This window comes from Vibrio pomeroyi, assembly GCA_041879425.1.
In the GTDB taxonomy this organism is placed as follows: Bacteria; Pseudomonadota; Gammaproteobacteria; order Enterobacterales; family Vibrionaceae; genus Vibrio; species Vibrio pomeroyi_A.
Genome location: CP090854.1, coordinates 1,621,688 through 1,639,637 on the forward strand (window position 1 = coordinate 1,621,688; position 17,950 = coordinate 1,639,637).

General features: G+C 43.9%; 16 protein-coding genes and 1 pseudogene. 9 read left to right on the top strand and 8 right to left on the bottom strand.

The genetic code is table 11. The features are described from left to right. Window positions 1-27 precede the first annotated feature (27 nt). Entirely contained in the window at window positions 28-1,362 is a 1,335-nt protein-coding gene (locus tag L0992_07310) for a sphingomyelin phosphodiesterase (protein XGB68484.1), read from the bottom strand. A 401-nt stretch (window positions 1,363-1,763) separates the two neighbouring features. On the opposite strand from L0992_07310, the gene L0992_07315 reads away from it, so the two are divergent. Next, entirely contained in the window at window positions 1,764-2,285 is a 522-nt protein-coding gene (locus tag L0992_07315) for a DUF2058 domain-containing protein (GenBank protein ID XGB68485.1), read from the top strand. 162 nt (window positions 2,286-2,447) lie between these two features. Here the strand turns inward: L0992_07315 and L0992_07320 are convergent, their stop codons facing one another. The 4 genes from L0992_07320 to L0992_07335 form a co-directional block, all read right to left on the bottom strand. Further along, entirely contained in the window at window positions 2,448-2,630 is a 183-nt protein-coding gene (locus L0992_07320; protein ID XGB68486.1) for a hypothetical protein, read from the bottom strand. A gap of 165 nt (window positions 2,631-2,795) precedes the next feature. After that, window positions 2,796-4,268: an aerolysin family beta-barrel pore-forming toxin gene (locus tag L0992_07325; GenBank protein XGB68487.1), complete on the bottom strand. Its 1,473-nt coding sequence runs from the start codon at window positions 4,266-4,268 to the stop codon at window positions 2,796-2,798. 485 nt (window positions 4,269-4,753) lie between these two features. Further along, on the bottom strand, window positions 4,754-5,509 hold the full coding sequence (locus tag L0992_07330) for a YdcF family protein (GenBank protein ID XGB68488.1): 756 nt from the start codon (window positions 5,507-5,509) through the stop codon (window positions 4,754-4,756). A gap of 264 nt (window positions 5,510-5,773) precedes the next feature. Continuing rightward, entirely contained in the window at window positions 5,774-6,658 is an 885-nt protein-coding gene (locus L0992_07335) for a LysR family transcriptional regulator (GenBank protein ID XGB68489.1), read from the bottom strand. Window positions 6,659-6,800: 142 nt separating this feature from the next. Between L0992_07335 and L0992_07340 the strand changes: the two genes are divergently transcribed. Together L0992_07340 and L0992_07345 are read left to right on the top strand one after the other, a co-directional pair. Next, window positions 6,801-7,811, top strand: coding sequence for an aldo/keto reductase (locus L0992_07340; GenBank protein XGB68490.1), 1,011 nt, complete (start codon window positions 6,801-6,803; stop codon window positions 7,809-7,811). A 9-nt stretch (window positions 7,812-7,820) separates the two neighbouring features. Next, window positions 7,821-8,213: a heme-binding protein gene (locus L0992_07345; GenBank protein ID XGB68491.1), complete on the top strand. Its 393-nt coding sequence runs from the start codon at window positions 7,821-7,823 to the stop codon at window positions 8,211-8,213. A gap of 98 nt (window positions 8,214-8,311) precedes the next feature. On the opposite strand, the gene L0992_07350 is transcribed toward L0992_07345, so the two are convergent. The 3 genes from L0992_07350 to L0992_07360 all read right to left on the bottom strand — a co-directional run bounded on the left by L0992_07350 (window position 8,312) and on the right by L0992_07360 (window position 11,277). Beyond that, the gene (locus L0992_07350; protein ID XGB68492.1) at window positions 8,312-9,685 is read right to left on the bottom strand and encodes an L-cystine transporter; all 1,374 of its coding nucleotides are present in this window, start codon (window positions 9,683-9,685) and stop codon (window positions 8,312-8,314) included. Window positions 9,686-9,870: 185 nt separating this feature from the next. Continuing rightward, window positions 9,871-10,566 (bottom strand): NAD(P)H-binding protein, encoded by a 696-nt coding sequence (locus L0992_07355; protein ID XGB68493.1) that lies wholly within the window; start codon window positions 10,564-10,566, stop codon window positions 9,871-9,873. Between the two features lie 225 nt (window positions 10,567-10,791). Continuing rightward, window positions 10,792-11,277, bottom strand: a complete 486-nt coding sequence (locus tag L0992_07360) for a type II secretion system protein (protein XGB68494.1) — start codon at window positions 11,275-11,277, stop codon at window positions 10,792-10,794. 805 nt (window positions 11,278-12,082) lie between these two features. On the opposite strand from L0992_07360, the pseudogene L0992_07365 reads away from it, so the two are divergent. From L0992_07365 to L0992_07390, 6 genes and pseudogenes are all read left to right on the top strand, one after another. Then, window positions 12,083-12,694, top strand: a pseudogene (locus L0992_07365) (flavin reductase family protein). 70 nt (window positions 12,695-12,764) lie between these two features. Next, complete coding sequence (gene cobT, locus L0992_07370) at window positions 12,765-13,793, top strand: nicotinate-nucleotide--dimethylbenzimidazole phosphoribosyltransferase (GenBank protein XGB68495.1); 1,029 nt, start codon at window positions 12,765-12,767, stop codon at window positions 13,791-13,793. After that, window positions 13,793-14,599: an adenosylcobinamide-GDP ribazoletransferase gene (locus L0992_07375; protein XGB68496.1), complete on the top strand. Its 807-nt coding sequence runs from the start codon at window positions 13,793-13,795 to the stop codon at window positions 14,597-14,599. The genes cobT and L0992_07375 overlap by 1 nt, the downstream gene beginning before the upstream one ends. A gap of 24 nt (window positions 14,600-14,623) precedes the next feature. Further along, window positions 14,624-15,217 carry a bifunctional adenosylcobinamide kinase/adenosylcobinamide-phosphate guanylyltransferase gene (gene cobU, locus L0992_07380; protein ID XGB68497.1) on the top strand — a complete coding sequence of 198 codons (594 nt, stop codon included), beginning with the start codon at window positions 14,624-14,626 and terminating at the stop codon, window positions 15,215-15,217. A 9-nt stretch (window positions 15,218-15,226) separates the two neighbouring features. Next, window positions 15,227-15,844 (top strand): alpha-ribazole phosphatase family protein, encoded by a 618-nt coding sequence (locus L0992_07385; protein ID XGB68498.1) that lies wholly within the window; start codon window positions 15,227-15,229, stop codon window positions 15,842-15,844. A gap of 142 nt (window positions 15,845-15,986) precedes the next feature. Further along, a complete protein-coding gene (locus L0992_07390; protein XGB68499.1) occupies window positions 15,987-17,783 on the top strand; it encodes a M3 family oligoendopeptidase in 1,797 nt (598 codons plus the stop codon). Window positions 17,784-17,950: the final 167 nt, after the last annotated feature.

The following is a 17,950-nucleotide window of genomic DNA, read 5'->3' on the forward strand; positions in this document are numbered from 1 at the left end:
AACTCGATGCATTATTCGTTCACCGCGTTACTTGATGACAGCACTAACAGGGAAGTGATCGGAAAGGTTGTAGTGCTTCCATAGCTCACTGCTGGTAGAACGAGGAACGTCAACGCGGTTATTGTTGTGAGCTTTTTGTGCGTACTCTGAACTCACCACCACGTAATCGAGATATTCAACATTCTCACCGCCAGACATAGGTTCACCAGCAAAGTTATTGATGCGAGGATCAAAGGTGGAAGCAGTGTAACCTGAATACTCAGGCTCTGTGGCTTGCAGGTTGGCGAACATCTGTTGGTAGTCACCTGGGAACTTGAGCTTGTTGACGTTGAAATCGCCGCTGTAAATCACCGTTTCTGAGGTTGGTATGTTCAGCGATTGAGCGAGCTCACGCATCTGTCTAAATTGGCGCTGACGATAATCACGCGCCGTGTCTGTATCGAATGAGGCGGTGTGTGTACCAAACACATGGTAAGCCTGACCGTTTTTGATGACCTCAGCGTAATTCACGCCTTTATCGGCAAAACAATCTGTGCCTGTACAATCAGGGAACACGTATTGCGCTTCGTTGACGATAGGGTAGCGGCTCACAATAATCACGCCACCGTCATAGATGTTGATGCCATCTTTATCGAGCATCTCGGTTTGATAAGGATACTCTTTTGCCAGTTCACGTAAGAACTCATCTCGCCCGTTGGCAAATACCTCTTGAAGCGCTAACACGTCGTAGCCCTTAACGTATTGCGGGATGAGATCGTAACGATCACCAATGTGCGAAGCGATAGCGGGGAGGGCCCAGATATTGTAGGTCATGACTTTCAGCGTGTTGGCGTCTGGCTCTGGCTGTTCGTCCACTTTCTGTGGGGTGATGGTGTAATAAATATCATCGTAGCGAGCGGTTGAATCGGCTTTAAGCGCGAGTTCAGTATTCACATCAAAAGCGTTAGTCGAGCTACGATGAATATTGCGATCGTCATGCAGTGTTAAATTCACGTCTGCCGCGCTCAAACCGTGTTGCAGTGTTGAGTTGTACCAGTGCCCCTTCATAGTTTGATTGAGCGTGACGCTTTCGCCAATAGAGTTCGATACTACGGTGTCAAACTCGTACGTCTTACCGGATTTTACGCCTGTCCAACGATTGAAACTGATCAGTTTCTTTGTTTCCCACGGTCCAATCTGCTCAACATGTTGTTGCCACTCATCGCCAAGTTGAAGTAGATCGGTGCCAGTATGGTTGGCTTGAATCGTCATCACTTGGTTAGTGTTATTAGTCAGGTACACATCGGTATCTGCAATCGCCGAGGTTGAAATGAATGAAGCTGATGCAAGTAATGCACTCAGGCAAGTCCATTGAGTTTTCATTTTCACGTTATCCTTACTGATTGATTTAAAGAATAACGTAGTAAAGAGTTATGACATTGGAGTTATAACTCTATCAGAATTATCCAAATATTAGATATATGCCATGGTTTTATAAATTCGATTAATCATTGAAAACTAACATATTGCTTTGTCGGAATGATAAGTGATACGCGCGCACGCTAACAATAGAGGAACGCTTTCAAGTTTTAGGTCGGTTGTTAGTGGTGTGTTTTTTCTGAAATCATAGGTCGGGAATTGGTCACAGGTGGATACCGCGATTCACTGCAAGGGATAACGCTGACGCGCTAGCTCTATCAACATAAATTTTGCCATTGTTCAGTAAACAGATTCCTCAAAAACAGGTATGATGGTACCGTTTTTAATCCTGAACTGGGAAAGTCATGGCAAAGTTAACACTCCAAGAGCAGATGCTTAAAGCTGGCTTGGTAAATGAGAAAAAATTAAAGAAGGCGAAGAAAGGCTCGAAAAAGTCTCGCGTTCAAGCTCGTGAAGCAAAAGCGGCAGCAGAAGAAACCAAACTGGCGCAGCAAGCGAAAGATAAAGAGTTAAACCAACAGCTGAAAGACCAACAGTTAAGCAAAGAAATCAAAGCTCAAGTGAAACAGCTGATTGAGATGAACAAAATCGAATCGAAAGATGGCGACATCAAATACAACTTCACCGATGGTACTTTGGTGAAATACCTATACGTAGAAGAGCTGACTCAAAAGCAACTAAGTAAAGGTATCTTAAGTATTGCACGTCAAGGCGAGAGCTATGTTGTTATCCCAACATCTGTAGCGAACAAGATTGCGATGCGCGATGAAGAGTCAATCGTTGATACTCAAGCAGCAACATCTGATGAAGTAGACGAAGATGACCCGTACAAAGATTTCGTGATCCCAGATGATCTAATGTGGTAATGGTTAACTAATTACTTCTGGATCCGCTGTATTTTATAGCGTAGAAAGATCATAAAAGGCCCTGATGGTACTACCATCAGGGTCTTTTAATTTTAGCCGACATGTAAGTGTGCTTACGCTCTTTAATTGAGATGTGCTTTAAACTTTCTCTCGTATTAAGCGTTAATCAGCAATAATCTCGGCAATATCTAACGCTGAATCTTGTGGGTAGTCTTTGAGCTGATGATATTCAATATGAGATTGTTCATACCCGTCAAAATAGCAGTCACCGATTTCGTTACGTGGACAAATGTGAACATCATCTCGTGAGATGAGCTCTGTTGAGCAACATGGACAGTATTTCATAGCTCCTCCTGTTAGGGATCTCTGTCTTTAGCCGGCTTCATTAACTCAAACTTTTGTTTCGTTGTGATTGCACTTTTAAGTCAGCGTTGACCAATTCAAAAACGTGATGATTAGACGCGTGCTAGCCATTATTGAGTCAGAAAAGGAACCTAAAGCTTGACCCAACTAGTGCTGAACAGGATTAATCATGAGCTGAGCGTCTTGGTACCCAAGTTGTGCTAAAGCTTCTGGGTCGAAGTCAGTAACGACCTCAATCTCACCTGCGTGGTAGGTTGTGTGGTCACCAAGCGTTGCTATAACATCAAATGAATCCACAGGGTGCTGTTCTCCAATATCGATCATGCCTGAATATTGAGACTCCGCACTGAACTGCCCCGTCACGTGTGTGTAGAAGGGACGTACACTTGCTCCCGCGGCATATTGCATGCTGCTTAAGCCATTTGCGTTAATCGCCCAACTCCAGTCCCACCATTTCATCTCACCAGGAATATAACGGTGATCCCATTGATAGCGAATGTTCGCTTGTTCTTCGCTGTTAGCACCTATGGTGAAGGTGTGTGAGATTGTTGGACGGTTTGTTGGGTGTGAACTTAGTGCGTTGCCGCTATAGCGCAAGAAACCGGTGAAATTTACGTCGTAACTCATGTTCGCTTTGATGCGGTACGGGTAAGAGATACTTGAGCGATAAAACTCGACTCTAAACGGCAAAACAGAATTGGCCGGCACTGTGATGATGGCTTGTCTCTCTGTGGGTTCAGAGCGAGAACCATTGTTGGTATCAGAGAAACGCTGGTCTTGTTCAAGCACTACCGTTACATCTGTTTTCCCAACCTGAGGCCAAGTAAAGTTCTCGTTGATCGCTACGGATTCTGAGAGGTCAAAGCTGTTGGTTTTGCGCCATTGGGTAGATTGCTCAAAATAAAGGTCAACGATGATCTGCTTTGGTTCGTCGCCGTCATTGATCGCGTAAGCCGACACTGTATTAATCAGCGCTTGTTCTGGTTCGCGAACCTCACCATGAGAAAATGCCGTGCTATCAAGTGTGTAAGAGAAGTTATCGACCGTGATTGTGGTTTTTTCGTCACAACGTTCACTAGAGCATGAACCATCGCTGTTGCCCTTTATCTCCCAACCATCGTTAAGCTGTTTGATCCCCATATCTTGGCCGACGTAGCGACCGTTGTCACCGCCAACCCAAGCGTAACCAAGGTTGTGTGCTAAGTAGCTTAATGGGCGAATAAAGCTCGCATTATCGCTAACTAAGGCTCGTTGAACCTCTACGTTGTTGTGCTCTTCAATGGCTTGTTCCTGATAGTAAGGCAAACCTGCGTCTGGGTGATTGGGATAACACCATGTGTCGCCGCTGTCTTGGTCTCGTTTAATGAGGCCGTGATAGCCAGAGCCCATGATTACCCAGTCATCTTGAAGGCCTGCTATATCCCACACGTTCATACGAGAGATAAGCGCTGTTTTGTGCTCTTGTGCTTCGGTATGAGTAAGTGGACGATAGTCGGAGCGACACACATCTTCCCCAAGTTTGTCTAAGACAATTTGGTCTGAGTATATTTTTGAATGGGCCGTCAAAGGTATTAACGATAAGGCAGTGCTAAATAGAATGGTTTTACTGACGTTGAGCATGAATAAATTCCTAGGTGCCATTATTTGGCTATTGTTTTTAGATGCGATTTATATGTGTTGTTATGAGTATTATTTAAAGCCGAGGGTCTCTAGCGGGGTGTACTCTGTCATATAAAACAAAGCCAAAAGTACTGAAATGAATTGAAAATAAATACTTATAAATATCAGAGGCTTGTACTGATCAACTTGTCGTTTGATAAAGACTTATCTTGATTGATTTCAATTACTTTCAACCATCCAATTAATGGATGGTTAATTGTTGAACGTTTGTGTTTTTGTAACTTTGTTATTTAGGAAATGGGTTTGGAAAAATAAGTCAGCAAGATTGATTAGAAAGAATTGTTGCTTACAGGATAGGGAGTGTGGACGTAAGCCTAAATAAGAAAGAATATTGTGATAGGTAGGATCAAAAAATGCAGCAAACAACCTTTCGATTGTTGCTGCATTTTTGTGTGTATCGATCGAGTTAACTTAATTGAACGCGATTAAGCATCCCCTGGCTTCTCACGTTTGCTGTTCCAACCCATAAAGTTGTAGATATTGTACCTCGCAAAACCGATTTGCTCGTGCAGTGCGAAGTCTGTTACCGCAAAGTTGTACCACAAAGGAAGCCACGAAACCTGAGCCGCCATGTAATCGGATCTAACCGGAATTACCTCTAATCCAAAGTGGTTGAAATAGAGTTCACTGCGGCGAATGTGCAGGCCTGATGAAACCAGAATAATGTTGTCGAATTGGTGGCGCTTCATCAGGTCGCTGGTTAGCTGTGCGTTTTTCCAAGTATTCACGCTGTTAGGCTCTCGGATGATGTCAGCTTTTGGTACACCAAGTCTCAGCAATTGTTGCTCGTAAATTTCCGCTTCTGTCACGCCGTTGTCTTGTGCATCACCACCACTGATGATCACTTTGCATGTAGTTTGCGTTTTTGCACACTCTTTATATTGGCTTGCCGTTTCACTGATTCGGCCAAAAGAGAAAAAGGTTGGCTCGAACTCTTGTGTGCTTTTAATTAGCTGGGTTCCCGCACCGAGAAGAACAATCGCATTGTTATCCGACCATTGGATATCTGGTTTACTTTCGTAATTTGCTTGCAGATCATCTAATAAATAGCGAGGAATTAAGCCTGTACCAATCATCACAAATGACGATAAAAGAACAAGCGAAAGAAAAGAAGAAGTTTTTCGCCACTGAAGTAAACGAGTAGCGAAAAATAGAAGAAGTAAAAGTATAATAAAGCTCATTGGAATCCTGTTATCGAACTTTTGCCATGGTTAAACGCCATGTTTGAAGCGATGCATCATATATCATTTTTATAAAATTTTTCCAGATACCCCATTGTATTGTTGAACGAATGCACGCTTAACGTTTATAACGAATGAATAGGCCCGCAAAAATGCTTTATTATTGTTCGACAGCTCTCCTTAAATAATGGTCAGCAATTTATGAGGGGTATTTAAACCTTTCGCTATACTGTTAATTGATTCTTAATCTATAACCCTAATTGGTTATTCACTTAAATGTTCAAAGTAATTCTGAACAAACTTAATAAACATTTGATGCTTTTTAGCTGGGTAGATGACTTGAGGGTAGAACAGATAAATACTGTTCCCTTGTTGTAAGCATTCGTCAGGTAATACTCGTTCTAACTCCCCACGTTCAACTTCTTTGTCAACGTAATAACTCGCGATACGAATAATACCGTTGCCTACCATGGCTTGTTGCTTGAGTAAGTGATTGTCATTGCTTGAGAGCCAACCTGACACATCGATATTCGCTGATTTTAAAGGCCACTCAGTTTGATGCAGTGTCGCTAAACATTGATGATGACTTAAGTCGCTCACGCTGGTGGGGCGACCAAATTGGTCAAGATAATTGGGTGTTGCAACCAAATCGTGTTGATAGGTAATCAATCGTTTCGCGATCATGTTATCTGGCGGGGTATTGGTGGCACGAAAGGCGATATCGATATCATCTTGGTTGAGATTAAAGTTGGTGTAACTGCTGTTAATCTCAAAGCGAACCTCAGGGTATTGCTGTCTAAACTGCTGGCAGATATCGAACAGGAACACCTCTGTAAACATCTTTGGCGCAGTAAGGCGTAAAGTGCCTTTTACGATGTCGTGCTGCTCCGAAACGCTGCGCTCAAGCTGCAATACTTGAGAGCGAATGGCTAAGCCTTGTTGTAGTGCGCGTTCGCCTTCTTGGGTTAATCGAACACTGCGCGTGGTTCTTACAAGAAGAGGGCACTGTAAGTCGCTTTCTAGTCGTTTGATTTGCTCTGAAAGGTAGCTCTTGGATATACCAAGCTTTTCCGCTGCCTTGGTAAAGTTAAGTTGTTGAGCAAGTTCTACAAATAGGATCAAACGTTCTATTCTTTTGTGCTCGTTCATTCGCGTATTCCTTCAAAGCTGTCTATTTTCATTGTTCGCTATACCAAACAATCATTTCGTAACTAGCATATTCTGTTTTTCAAAAAGAACAATATGATAGAGGCATATTTATTGGCATCAAACCTTCTAAGCGAGATCAGGTATGACGAACAGCATTGATTCAACGAACAAAAATGATAATCAAAAGAACATCCCACTATCAAACCACCTAGAGGGTGTTGGGCAAATCGCCTATGGGTGCATGGGGCTTGGAGGTGGTTGGAACGACAACCCGGTCACGACTGCAGATGTAGCTCAAACACGTAGCGTAATCGACACCGCACTGGAGTCGGGAATCAACCTGTTTGATCATGCAGATATTTATACTTTCAGTAAGGCAGAGCAAGCCTTTGGCCAAGCCTTACAACAAGCCCCTGAATTACGTGATCAGATGTTCATTCAATCCAAGTGTGGTATTCGCTTTGAGGGTGAAGGCAACGTTGGCCGTTATGATTTCTCGGCAGATTGGGTAAGCCAATCGGTAGAAGGCATTCTGAACCGTTTAAATACAGAAAAGCTCGACGTGTTGCTTTTGCATCGCCCTGATCCGCTGATGGAGTTGGATGAACTGGCAAGAACGCTTGAGAATCTGAAAGCTCAGGGCAAGGTGGATTTCTTCGGTGTCTCCAATATGAACAGTCACCAAATCCAGTATTTACAGTCGGCACTTGGTCAGCCTATTGTTGCGGACCAAATTGAAATGAGCTTGGCAAAGCTTGATTGGCTTAATGATGGCGTGATGATTAACTCGCAAGATCATCATCAATCTGATTTTGCTGCAGGCACGCTCGAACATTGCCAAATCAAGGGCATTCAATTGCAAGCTTGGGGCTGTTTGGCACAAGGTCGTTTTGCAGAACAAGGCTTGTATTCAGAACACGAGAACGTGAAAAAGACCGCGCATTATGTCGCGCAGTTAGCCAATCAATATGGCGTAGAAAGTGAAGCGATCGTGTTGGCGTTTTTACTTCGTCATCCAGCCGGTATTCAGCCTGTCATCGGCACCACTAATCTAGACCGAATCAAGGCGTCTGCGGTTGCGACTCAGATTAATCTCACTCGTGAAGAGTGGTATAACTTATTCGTGTACTCACGTGGTCAAGCATTGCCATAGGGGATGAATATGTTGAATCAAAAAATAGTACAGCAACTTGTGTACAGTGCACTCGACATAGCAGGGCACAACGACCAATCCATCGCTGTGAGCGTATGTGATACACATGGTGAACTGCTGGCATTCTCCCGAATGGACAACGTCAGCGTGCAAGCGGGGTTGTTGGCACAAAACAAAGCTTATACCTCAGCTAGAGATAGGCAACCGAGTGGTAATTTGGGCGCTTGGGCAAGAGAGACAGGCAAAGACTTGAGCTACTGGACCGATTCTAGGATCACAGGTTTCAAAGGCGGTGTTCCAATTGAACATCAAGGGCAGGTAATTGGCGCTATAGGTATTAGTGGGTTGAGTGAAGACGACGATGAAGCATTAGCTGAGAAAGTAATTCGATTAGTGCTTTAAGTTCTACTGTTTACAAAGTGGCTCTGACATAAGACAGATAATAAAAAACCGATGCACATGCATCGGTTTTTTTGTTGGTCGAGATGTTCGATTCAGAATTAAGCGTTTGCTTGTTCCAGATCTTGTTGCTTGTCTTTCTTACCTAATAGGCGACTTGTAATCGTACCGGCTGTCATTGCACCAGATACGTTAAGCGCCGTACGAGCCATATCGATAAGTGGCTCGATAGAGATAAGCAGTGCTGCAATCGTTACAGGAAGGCCCATCGCTGGAAGTACGATAAGTGCTGCGAACGTTGCACCGCCACCCACACCTGCGATACCGAAAGAGCTGACAGTGATAATTGCAATCAGAGACAGAATGAAGTTGATGTCCATTGGGTCGATACCAACCGTAGGTGCAACCATTACTGCTAGCATTGCAGGGTAGATACCCGCACAACCGTTTTGACCAATTGTCGCGCCGAAAGATGCAGATAGGTTAGCAATTGCTGGTGGCACGTTTAGCTTCGTGATTTGAGCTTCAACGTTCAGTGGAATCGTTGCTGCAGAACTACGCGAAGTGAAAGCGAACGTTAGAACTGGCCAGATTTTTTGGAAGTACTCTTTCGGGTTTACGCCAACAAAAGAAACCAACACACCGTGAACAACGAACATTAGTAGAATTGCAACGTAAGACGCGACGATGAAACCTAGTAGGCTTAAGATGTCAGAAGCGCTTGATGTTGCAACTACTTTTGCCATTAATGCTGCGATGCCGTATGGCGTTAGTGCCATGATCATCTTAACTAAGCGCATCACGATAGATTGAGCCGCTTCAACAAAGGTACGAATTGGAGATTCTAGCTCTTCTTTCTCTGCCATTACTTTACGTGCAGCAATACCCGTTAGCACACCAAAGATAACAACCGCGATGATAGACGTTGAGCGAGCGCCCGTTAGGTCTGCAAATGGGTTGGTTGGAATGAAGCTAACCAGCATTTGTGGAATTGTTAGGTCAGAAACCGTACCAATGCGGCTTTCTAGTGTTGCGATACGTGCTGTTTCGCGAGCACCTTCTGTCAAACCTTCAGCAGATAGGCCGAATGCTTGAGTCACAACAATACCGACAATCGCAGAAATCGCTGTGGTTGCTAGCAATACAGAGATTGTGATGCCAGAGATTTTGCCCAGTGAACCGCCTTTCTCAAGCTTCACTACCGCAGCAATCATTGAAACCAATACTAATGGCATGATCACCATTTTCAATAAGCCAACGTAACCACGACCAACAATGTTTACCCAGTCTAGCGTTTCTTTAATAACAGGGTTGCCTTCACCAAATAGCAACTGAAGACCAAGGCCAAAAGCACTACCAAAAACTAAACCTAATAGAACTAAGCGCGATAACGTGTTTTCTTTTTTCTGCTGTCCGTAGAGAAAGAAGAGGATACCAGTGAATACCGCTAAGGCAGCGATAGCTGAAAATGACATTTGTTTTCCTTATGAATTTCTTTAAATCGATAGGGCGCTTAGATATATGGGCGCAAATACTGTTAGCTACAGTAGCGACCTGTAACAAAACGTAAAATAAAGAAAAGTAATTAAATAGAACGATAGGTAATATCCACTGAATAGAATGAGTGGATATCCAACATTGTGGTGAATAGATGAGCTTTTTAGCGATATTTTGCCAATAAATTAAGCATGTCGCTTGACGAGTAAATTTCGATATTTTGGAAATTATTTTCGAACAATCGGAACAACATGGCTTGTGCAATGTCTTTTGCCTGAATTGGACGAAGGTTTTTGAATTTGCCAAACATAAATGGCGACAACAGAGGAAAGATGCTTTGAAGCAGTTTTTCATCGGCTCTTGGTTCTTCTCGTTCACCCACCAGTGGCCCGGGACGTGCAATGAAAAGTTGCTTAAAACCAATACGTTTTAAGTTCTGCTCCATCTGCCCTTTACACTTGAGGTAGTGCGAATAGGAATCAACGGACGCGCCGTAACTGGACACAACCGCAACGCGTTGAACCCCTAGAAACTTCATCGATTGAGCCACATGGCTAACCAACTCTACATCGACTTTACGCAATGCTTCTTTTGAACCTGCCTTTTTCTTGGTGGTACCTAAACAGATAACCCCGAGATTGGGTGTGGCTTGGGTATCGTCCCAACTGGTGACTTGAAGATCACTGTGAATGAGCGTGTGGAGTTTGTCGGAATGAAACTGCGAATCTAGTGCTCTTCGGGATAAGGCATAAATATGATCAACCGCGGGTTCATCGATGAGTAGGCTCATCACATGACGACCAATTAGCCCAGTAGCACCAGCCACTACGACCGATGTTTTGTCTCCAAAAATGCTCATAGATTTCTCTAACCTTTATGTAAACTACTGTTTTAATTTAAACCTTATTAGGGAATGTAGACAATTTCATAGTCGTTAATGTGAAGGTAAGAGCAAATTTTTAGGAAATAATAGTCGAAAAAATACGTACAGTAGGCGGAAAAAAAATAAGCCCACAGAGTGGGCAAAGAGTTGTCAAAATTGTCGGAGAGACTTACATATCCCGTAATGTTTTAGTTTGTTGTACTAACATCCCTGATAGAACCTGTTTGTGATTAAGTTGCCCATATCTATAATATCGTTACCAACAATTGTGTATGAACGAGTAAATTGTACGAAGCATCGGTAGTCATTTAGCTCTCTCAAAGTACGTTCTGTTCCTGTATAAACAATCAGAGTCGGACTTTGAGGATTGCCATAGCTTAGGAGATGATAATCATCGGTATCCATAGCATTTTCTACATTATCTGAATCAAGTGCGATGGCTCCCCATCTAATCCAAATATCTTCGTCTGGTAGTTTTGCTAGCTTTTCTTTCTCTAAACCTTCGATAGTCGCTTTACCCATCACTATTTCGTTGGTGGCATTGAAGGAGCCAATAAACCCATCGAGGATAGCTATCTTCGCATCAGAATTCAGGTTCATGAATCGTGGTGCTGCAGTTACAGCCACGATGCCTACAATAGCGATAACCGCAACCAACTCAATTAAAGTAAAGCCTCTGTTCTTCATAAATACCCTCATTCATTAATGGGGCAATACTATCAATAAAGTTGAATATGTAAATGAGGCGTGTATTTGTGTAAGTATATAAAATGTAAGAGATAATTTACATTGGTTGGCAACTGTACTATAGAGAGTCGATTTACTTGTATAGCGCTTTTCTTATGTGCTAAATGTCCAACTAGTTGGACTTAAGTATTGTTCGGTGAAGTTTTGTTCAAAATGGTTTGGAAGCTATTTCAAAGCAAACATAACAAAGCCCGCTGGGCGACGGGCTTGTTATTTGCTTTGTTGCTTACTAAGTAAAGGAGAGTGGGATTTTCCTTACCTTTTTGCTAGCTTTCTTACCGGATTTATTAGGTTTTCTTTTGCTTGAATTTGGAATCATTGCACCTCCTAAATCTTTTCTGAGCTTTTTTAACCAATTGCTTAGAGTAATGACTATTTGCTTATGAAACCCAGGTATTTATGAAACGTAGTTACTTATGACACTTTATTACTTATGAAACGTATAACTTTGTTCTAACTTTTTGTTGCTTCAGTGTGGGTGTTCACTGTGTGAGTACTTATCAATGGAGAGATTAATAAGTACTTTTAATAAAGCATAAACGATGCCAAAACGTAAGTTGTTGATCTTTCGTCCTAGCAGGGATTTGGAATTGAACTCGTGTCCTTTTGATTCTCAATTTGAGAAAAAATGGTCAGGAACTGTTTAAATTAAGAACACTCTCTGCGGTTTCTGTCACTTAGGCATAGATACAGCTTTGCTTAACACGTAAACTGAGTCGTAATTCACATAGACCAAGGACGTGCTATGAACCTCAAGCTTGATACTCTTGCTCCCACTCAGATTTATCACCTGATGACACAAACCGTCGTTCCTCGCCCGATAGCGTGGGCATTGACGGAATCTTCTGACCAAGAGTACAACCTAGCGCCTTTCTCTTATTTCACGCCTGTTTCCAGCAATCCGCCGCTACTGATGTTATCGGTTGGGAAGAAGCCATCGGGCGAAATCAAAGACACCACTCGTAATGCCCTTGAAACGGGTAAGTTGGTCATTCATATCGCGTCAGCAAGTTCTGCCGAGGTGATGACGGCGACAGCAGCCACGCTCGATCATGGTGAGTCTGAAGTAACCGCGAATAATATTGAGTTGGTTGAGTTTGAAGGTTTTTCTTTACCTAGAGTGAAGGAGTGCGCTGTGGCTTTTGGTTGCACATTGTATGAGGTAAAAGAAGTCGGTGAAGTGCCACAAAGCCTTATCTTTGCTCAAGTTGAACAGGTGTATATCTCTGAAGGTGTGATCGATAAAGAGAGCGAACGCTTGAAGATTGACGCATGAGCACTTGATCCTTTATCTCGACTGGGCGGAGGCGAATACGCCACGCTGTCCAATGTGTTCTCTGTCGCTCGTCCTAAGTAAGCGTTAACTATTTAACTCCAGCGACTAAGATCGTTAAGCCCTGTTCCTCAATCAAAGTGCCACTAATTTTATGCTAGATACAAAATACTCACAGTACATCCAACATCGCATTGACCAAAAAACTAAGCCGTTAGGCGCTCTTGGTTTACTGGAAAAGGTTGCTCATCAACTGGCTCTGATTCAAAGCCAAGGTAAAGAGTCTGCGGTTGAACATATCGAATTGAACAAACCGAGCATCATCATTTTTGCAGGTGATCATGGTATCGCTGATGAAGGCGTGAGTATTGCCCCGAGTGCCGTGACACAACAGATGGTATTGAACTTCTTAAACGGCGGCGCGGCGATTAACTGTTTTTGCGCAGTGAGCAACATCGATATTACCGTGGTCGACACAGGAATATTGTTACCAATCGAATCTGAGAACCCAATGCTGATCTCCCAGCGTTTGGGTACACGAACCAATAACTTTGCCAATGAAGCCGCAATGAGTTTAGAAACGGTTGAACGTGGGATTGAACTGGGCTCAGAGCTTGTATCTAGAACCATTTCGGATGGCACGAATATCATCATGTTTGGTGAAATGGGCATAGGCAACACCAGCAGCGCATCAGCAATTTTAAGTGCATTAGCAAACCGCATTGCGGCAGAGTGTGTTGGTTTAGGTACAGGCATCAATAATGAACAACTAGCTCATAAAGTGGCTGTGGTTGAACAAGGTGTTGCTCGCTGCAAAGGACTCGATCCTAAATCGATTTTAGCTCAAGTCGGTGGTTACGAGATCGTGCAAATGGTGGGTGGTTTCCTCGGTGCTTACCACAACAGCACACCAGTATTAGTCGATGGTTTTATCGTGTCAGTCGCTGCGTATGTCGCGACCTTAATTGAACCGAATTGCCGTGACTACATGATATTCGCGCATCGCTCTGAAGAGTCAGGGCACAAAATCTTATTAGAGCTGCTCGACGCTGAACCGTTGCTCGACCTTGGCTTGAGATTAGGCGAGGGCACGGGCGCAGCTTTAGCTATGCCAATCATCCGAGCGGCAGCTGAGTTCTATAACAACATGGCGAGCTTCGAGAGCGCCGGAGTCACAGTTTAATGAGTGATTTTCCGGACAGATCTTGGAAAGATCGCGCTGCTTATCAATGGCAACTGTTTTCGTTGGCTATGGGCTTCTTTTCTCGTTTGCCGATGCCGAAGAATACGCCCTATTCAGAAGAGCGTATGAACCGCTCTGGTCGTTATTTCTCAACAGTCGGTTTGTTGCTTGGCGCCTTGTGTGGTGGTTTGTTCCTGTTGCTTGATACTGTGTTGCCGAGCTCGATTGCCATCTTTTTGATGATGAGTTTTAGCTTAATGCTCACTGGTGCTTTCCATGAAGACGGCTTAACCGATATGGCGGATGGCATCGGTGGCGGCATGACACTGGAACGTCGTTTGACCATCATGAAGGACAGTCGCATAGGAACATACGGTGCTTCTGCGCTGATCATGGCTTTGTTAGGTAAATGGGTTCTGCTCAATGAGCTCGTCAGCATGGCTGGATTGTTTATGGTCATCGTGACGAGTTACACCTTTAGCCGAGCGATCGCGGCATCCCTTATTTATGACATGCCTTATGTCAGCGATTTAGACACGAGCAAGAGTAAGCCTTTAGCCAATAAACAAACCAAGAGCGAACTTGTCTTCCTTATGTTGGTTGGTCTGTTACCAGGTTTGTGGTTTGGGCTAGCGTTTACGTGTGTTCTCGCTGTGATTGCTTACCTGTTTAGAATGGGCTTCAAAAAGTGGTTAATTGCACGCATTGGTGGCTTTACTGGTGACTGTTTGGGTGCGGCTCAACAGTTGATGGAACTACTGATTTACGTTGTGTTCGTCGCTGCTTTCTACAACGGCTTTATGTAACGCATTCAGGATTAGAGGCAACACATGACAACGAATAATCAAGCATATCAGAGTCATCGCCATCTTGTTTTAGGCGGCGCGCGCTCGGGTAAGTCGAGTTTTGCAGAACAACAAGCATTATGTGCACTTGAAGCATGTTCAAATGGGCGTATGCATTACATAGCCACTGCCACCTATTTAGACGATGAAATGCGAGAACGCATCGCTCATCATAAAGATCGTCGTGGTAAAGAGTGGACTGAGCATGAAGTGCCCGTTGAATTAGCCGCGAAACTGCAGTCGTTTAATCAAGACGATGTTGTACTGATCGATTGCCTCACACTCTGGTTAAACAACATCATCTTTGAACTGGGTGATGAAGCAAACAATGAGCAAGTCGAAGCTGTAGTCGAAGCCTTGGTTAGAAGCGTGGAGCAAAGCTCAGCACAGATCATCATGGTGTCTAACGAAGTGGGTTTAGGCGTTGTTCCTCTGGGTAAAGTGTCGCGCTTGTTTGTCGACAATGCAGGGCGAATGAACCAAGCGCTCGCTCGCGTTGTCGAACGAGTTACGCTGGTCGCCGCAGGATTACCACTAAACTTAAAACCCTCAAATCATTCGTTTGATGCTCAAGGCTAGGTCATATACATGGTCAATGGAACAACCAAAAATATCTATTTGCTAAGACACGGCAAGGTGGAAGGGAAGGCGGCGCTGAATGGTGTATCTGATGTGTTGGTGAGCCCTGAACTTCAACAGCAAATATGTGAAGCCTTGGTAGAGCACAATGTGGCTTTTGATGGTGTGGTTACCTCGCCATTAAGACGCTGCAGCGTCCTAGCAACCCTATATTCAGAGCGCGTGTCGGTACCTTTATCAGTTGCGCCTGAATTTCAAGAAATGAACTTTGGTGAAGTGGACGGCATCGCATTTGATGAGCTTGAAGATAAGTGGGCGATGCTAGACACCTTTTGGCAAGACCCTGCAAATCATCAACTGACTGGTGCAGAAAGTTTACAGAGCTTCCACGACAGAGTAACTCAAGCTTGGTCGCAACTTTTGAATAACCCAAGTGACAATCTATTACTGGTTACTCATGGTGGCGTAATTCGAATGTTATTGGCGCACTGCCTTGATATTGATTGGAAAAGCCCGAGCTTGTACTCGAAGTTATCGATAGAGAATGCATCCATAACCCATATTCAAGTCACTCAGTTTGCACAGAGCTTTATCAGCGTCAAAGCGATAGGGCTGCCTGTTCTCTGAGTGTTCAAAAACACAGTTATAAGATTAACATTCAATTAGAACTGTAAGCAGAAAAAGTATTAAAAGTATTTAGAAGTATAAAGCGGTGTCGATAACCGCTGTGCCAGATTGGCATTACTACCTACGTGAAAGGAATTTAGTCATGACAACACCGAGTTGGGATTTAAGCATTGCTTATCGCGATCTTGATGATGCAAAAATCGAACAAGACATTGAACTCATTCAACAGTGCATCGAACTCTTGTACCTGCATGTTGAAAAGCGTCACATCATTCTGGCGATGCAAAACGCAATCCAGACCTCAGAAGCAGCAGGCACACTACTGAGCACAATTAACACCTTTGCTAACTGTCACGCTTCGGTCGACGCGACCCACACAGAAGCCAAAGCGTTGCTTGGCCGTGTTGCAAAGCTTAACTCTGAAATGTCTCAAGCGTTTAGCCCTTATGAAGACACGCTGATTCACGCTGAACCAGAGTTTATTGATGCGGTTTTAGAACACGAGAGTGCAGATGTTGCAGGCCAACGCTTCGCGATTGAAAGTTCACGTAAGTTATCAAGCAGCCGACTCAGTGTTGCTGAAGAGCAGCTTCTAGCAGCAATGAAAGTGGATGGCCGCGACGCATGGGGTCGTTTATACGACAACCTAACGGGTTCTTTGAAACTGTCGCTAAAACTTGATGGTGAAGAAGAAGTGCTTGGTTTCTCACAGGCTGCGAGTTTGTTGTACGGCAGCGAATTCGACAAACAAGAGCCTGCATGGCGCGCGGTTCAAGGTGCAATGAAGACACACCAAGAGTCATTTGCTTCGATTCTAAATGCGCTTGCAGGTTGGCGCTTGACTGAAAACAAGAAGCGCTCGAAAATCGCAGATGTGCATTTCCTAGATCCAAGCTTGCACGGCAGCCGAATTGTGCCAGAAACGTTAGACACAATGATGTCTGTGGCGAAAGCCAATCGCGCAGTAGGCCAGAAAGCGGGTCTGTTGATGGCAAGAGTTCACGGCTTAGATGAAATGAAGCCATGGAATCACTTAGCTGCAATGCCGCCACTAGGTGACAGCGAATCTAAGGTTTATCCATTTGATGAAGCGATCGAAGTAATCAAAACCGCTTTCGCAGAAGTGAATCCAGAGATGGCTGACTTCGTTGCTTTGATGGTTGAGAATGGTTGGATTGATGCCGCACCAGCAGCTAACAAACGTTTAGGTGCTTACTGTACTAAGTTTGCTGCGACACGCACGCCGCTTGTGTTCATGACTTGGAGTGGCAGCCGTTCTAACTTAATGACACTGGCACACGAGCTGGGCCACGCGTTCCACAACTGGGTAATGAAAGACATGCCGTTGTGTAAGACACGCTACCCAATGACGTTAGCAGAAACAGCTTCTATTTTTGCTGAAAACATCGTTCGTGATCACTTGTTAACGCAAGCCCAAACACGTAATGAGAAACTTGAGATGCTGTGGGAAGAGCTGTCTTCCTCATTGGCTTTGATGGTCAACATCCCGGTTCGTTTTGAGTTCGAAAAAGCATTCTACGATCAGCGTGAAAAAGGTGAACTGACGGCTCAGCAATTGTGTGACCTGATGGAAAGCACTTGGAAAGAATGGTACGGCGATGCAATGACAGAAGCTGATCCTTACTTCTGGGCGAGCAAATTGCACTTCAGCATTTCTCAAGTGAGCTTTTACAACTACCCATACTTGTTCGGTTATCTGTTCAGCAAAGGTGTTTACGCGCAACGTGATGCGAAAGGCGAGCAGTTCTACGGTGATTATGTGTCTCTACTGCGTGATACGGGCAGCATGATGGCAGAAGAAGTGGTTCAAAAACACTTGGGAATGGACCTGACTCAGGCTGATTTCTGGCAACAAAGTATCGACATGGTCAAAGTTCAAATCGATGAATTTGAAAGATTGCTCGATCAGGAAGATTAATTGATCTCAATCTGTTCATAGCAGGTAAGAGCTGTGTTAGCTTACGTGGCTCTTATCTTGCTGGCATAACCTGAGAAAAGCCGAAACAACCAAAAGTCTCTTTAAATAGAGAAAGTTATTTGGAACAGATGTCGGTTAGTAAAGTCAGCAGGTAATATAAAAATATA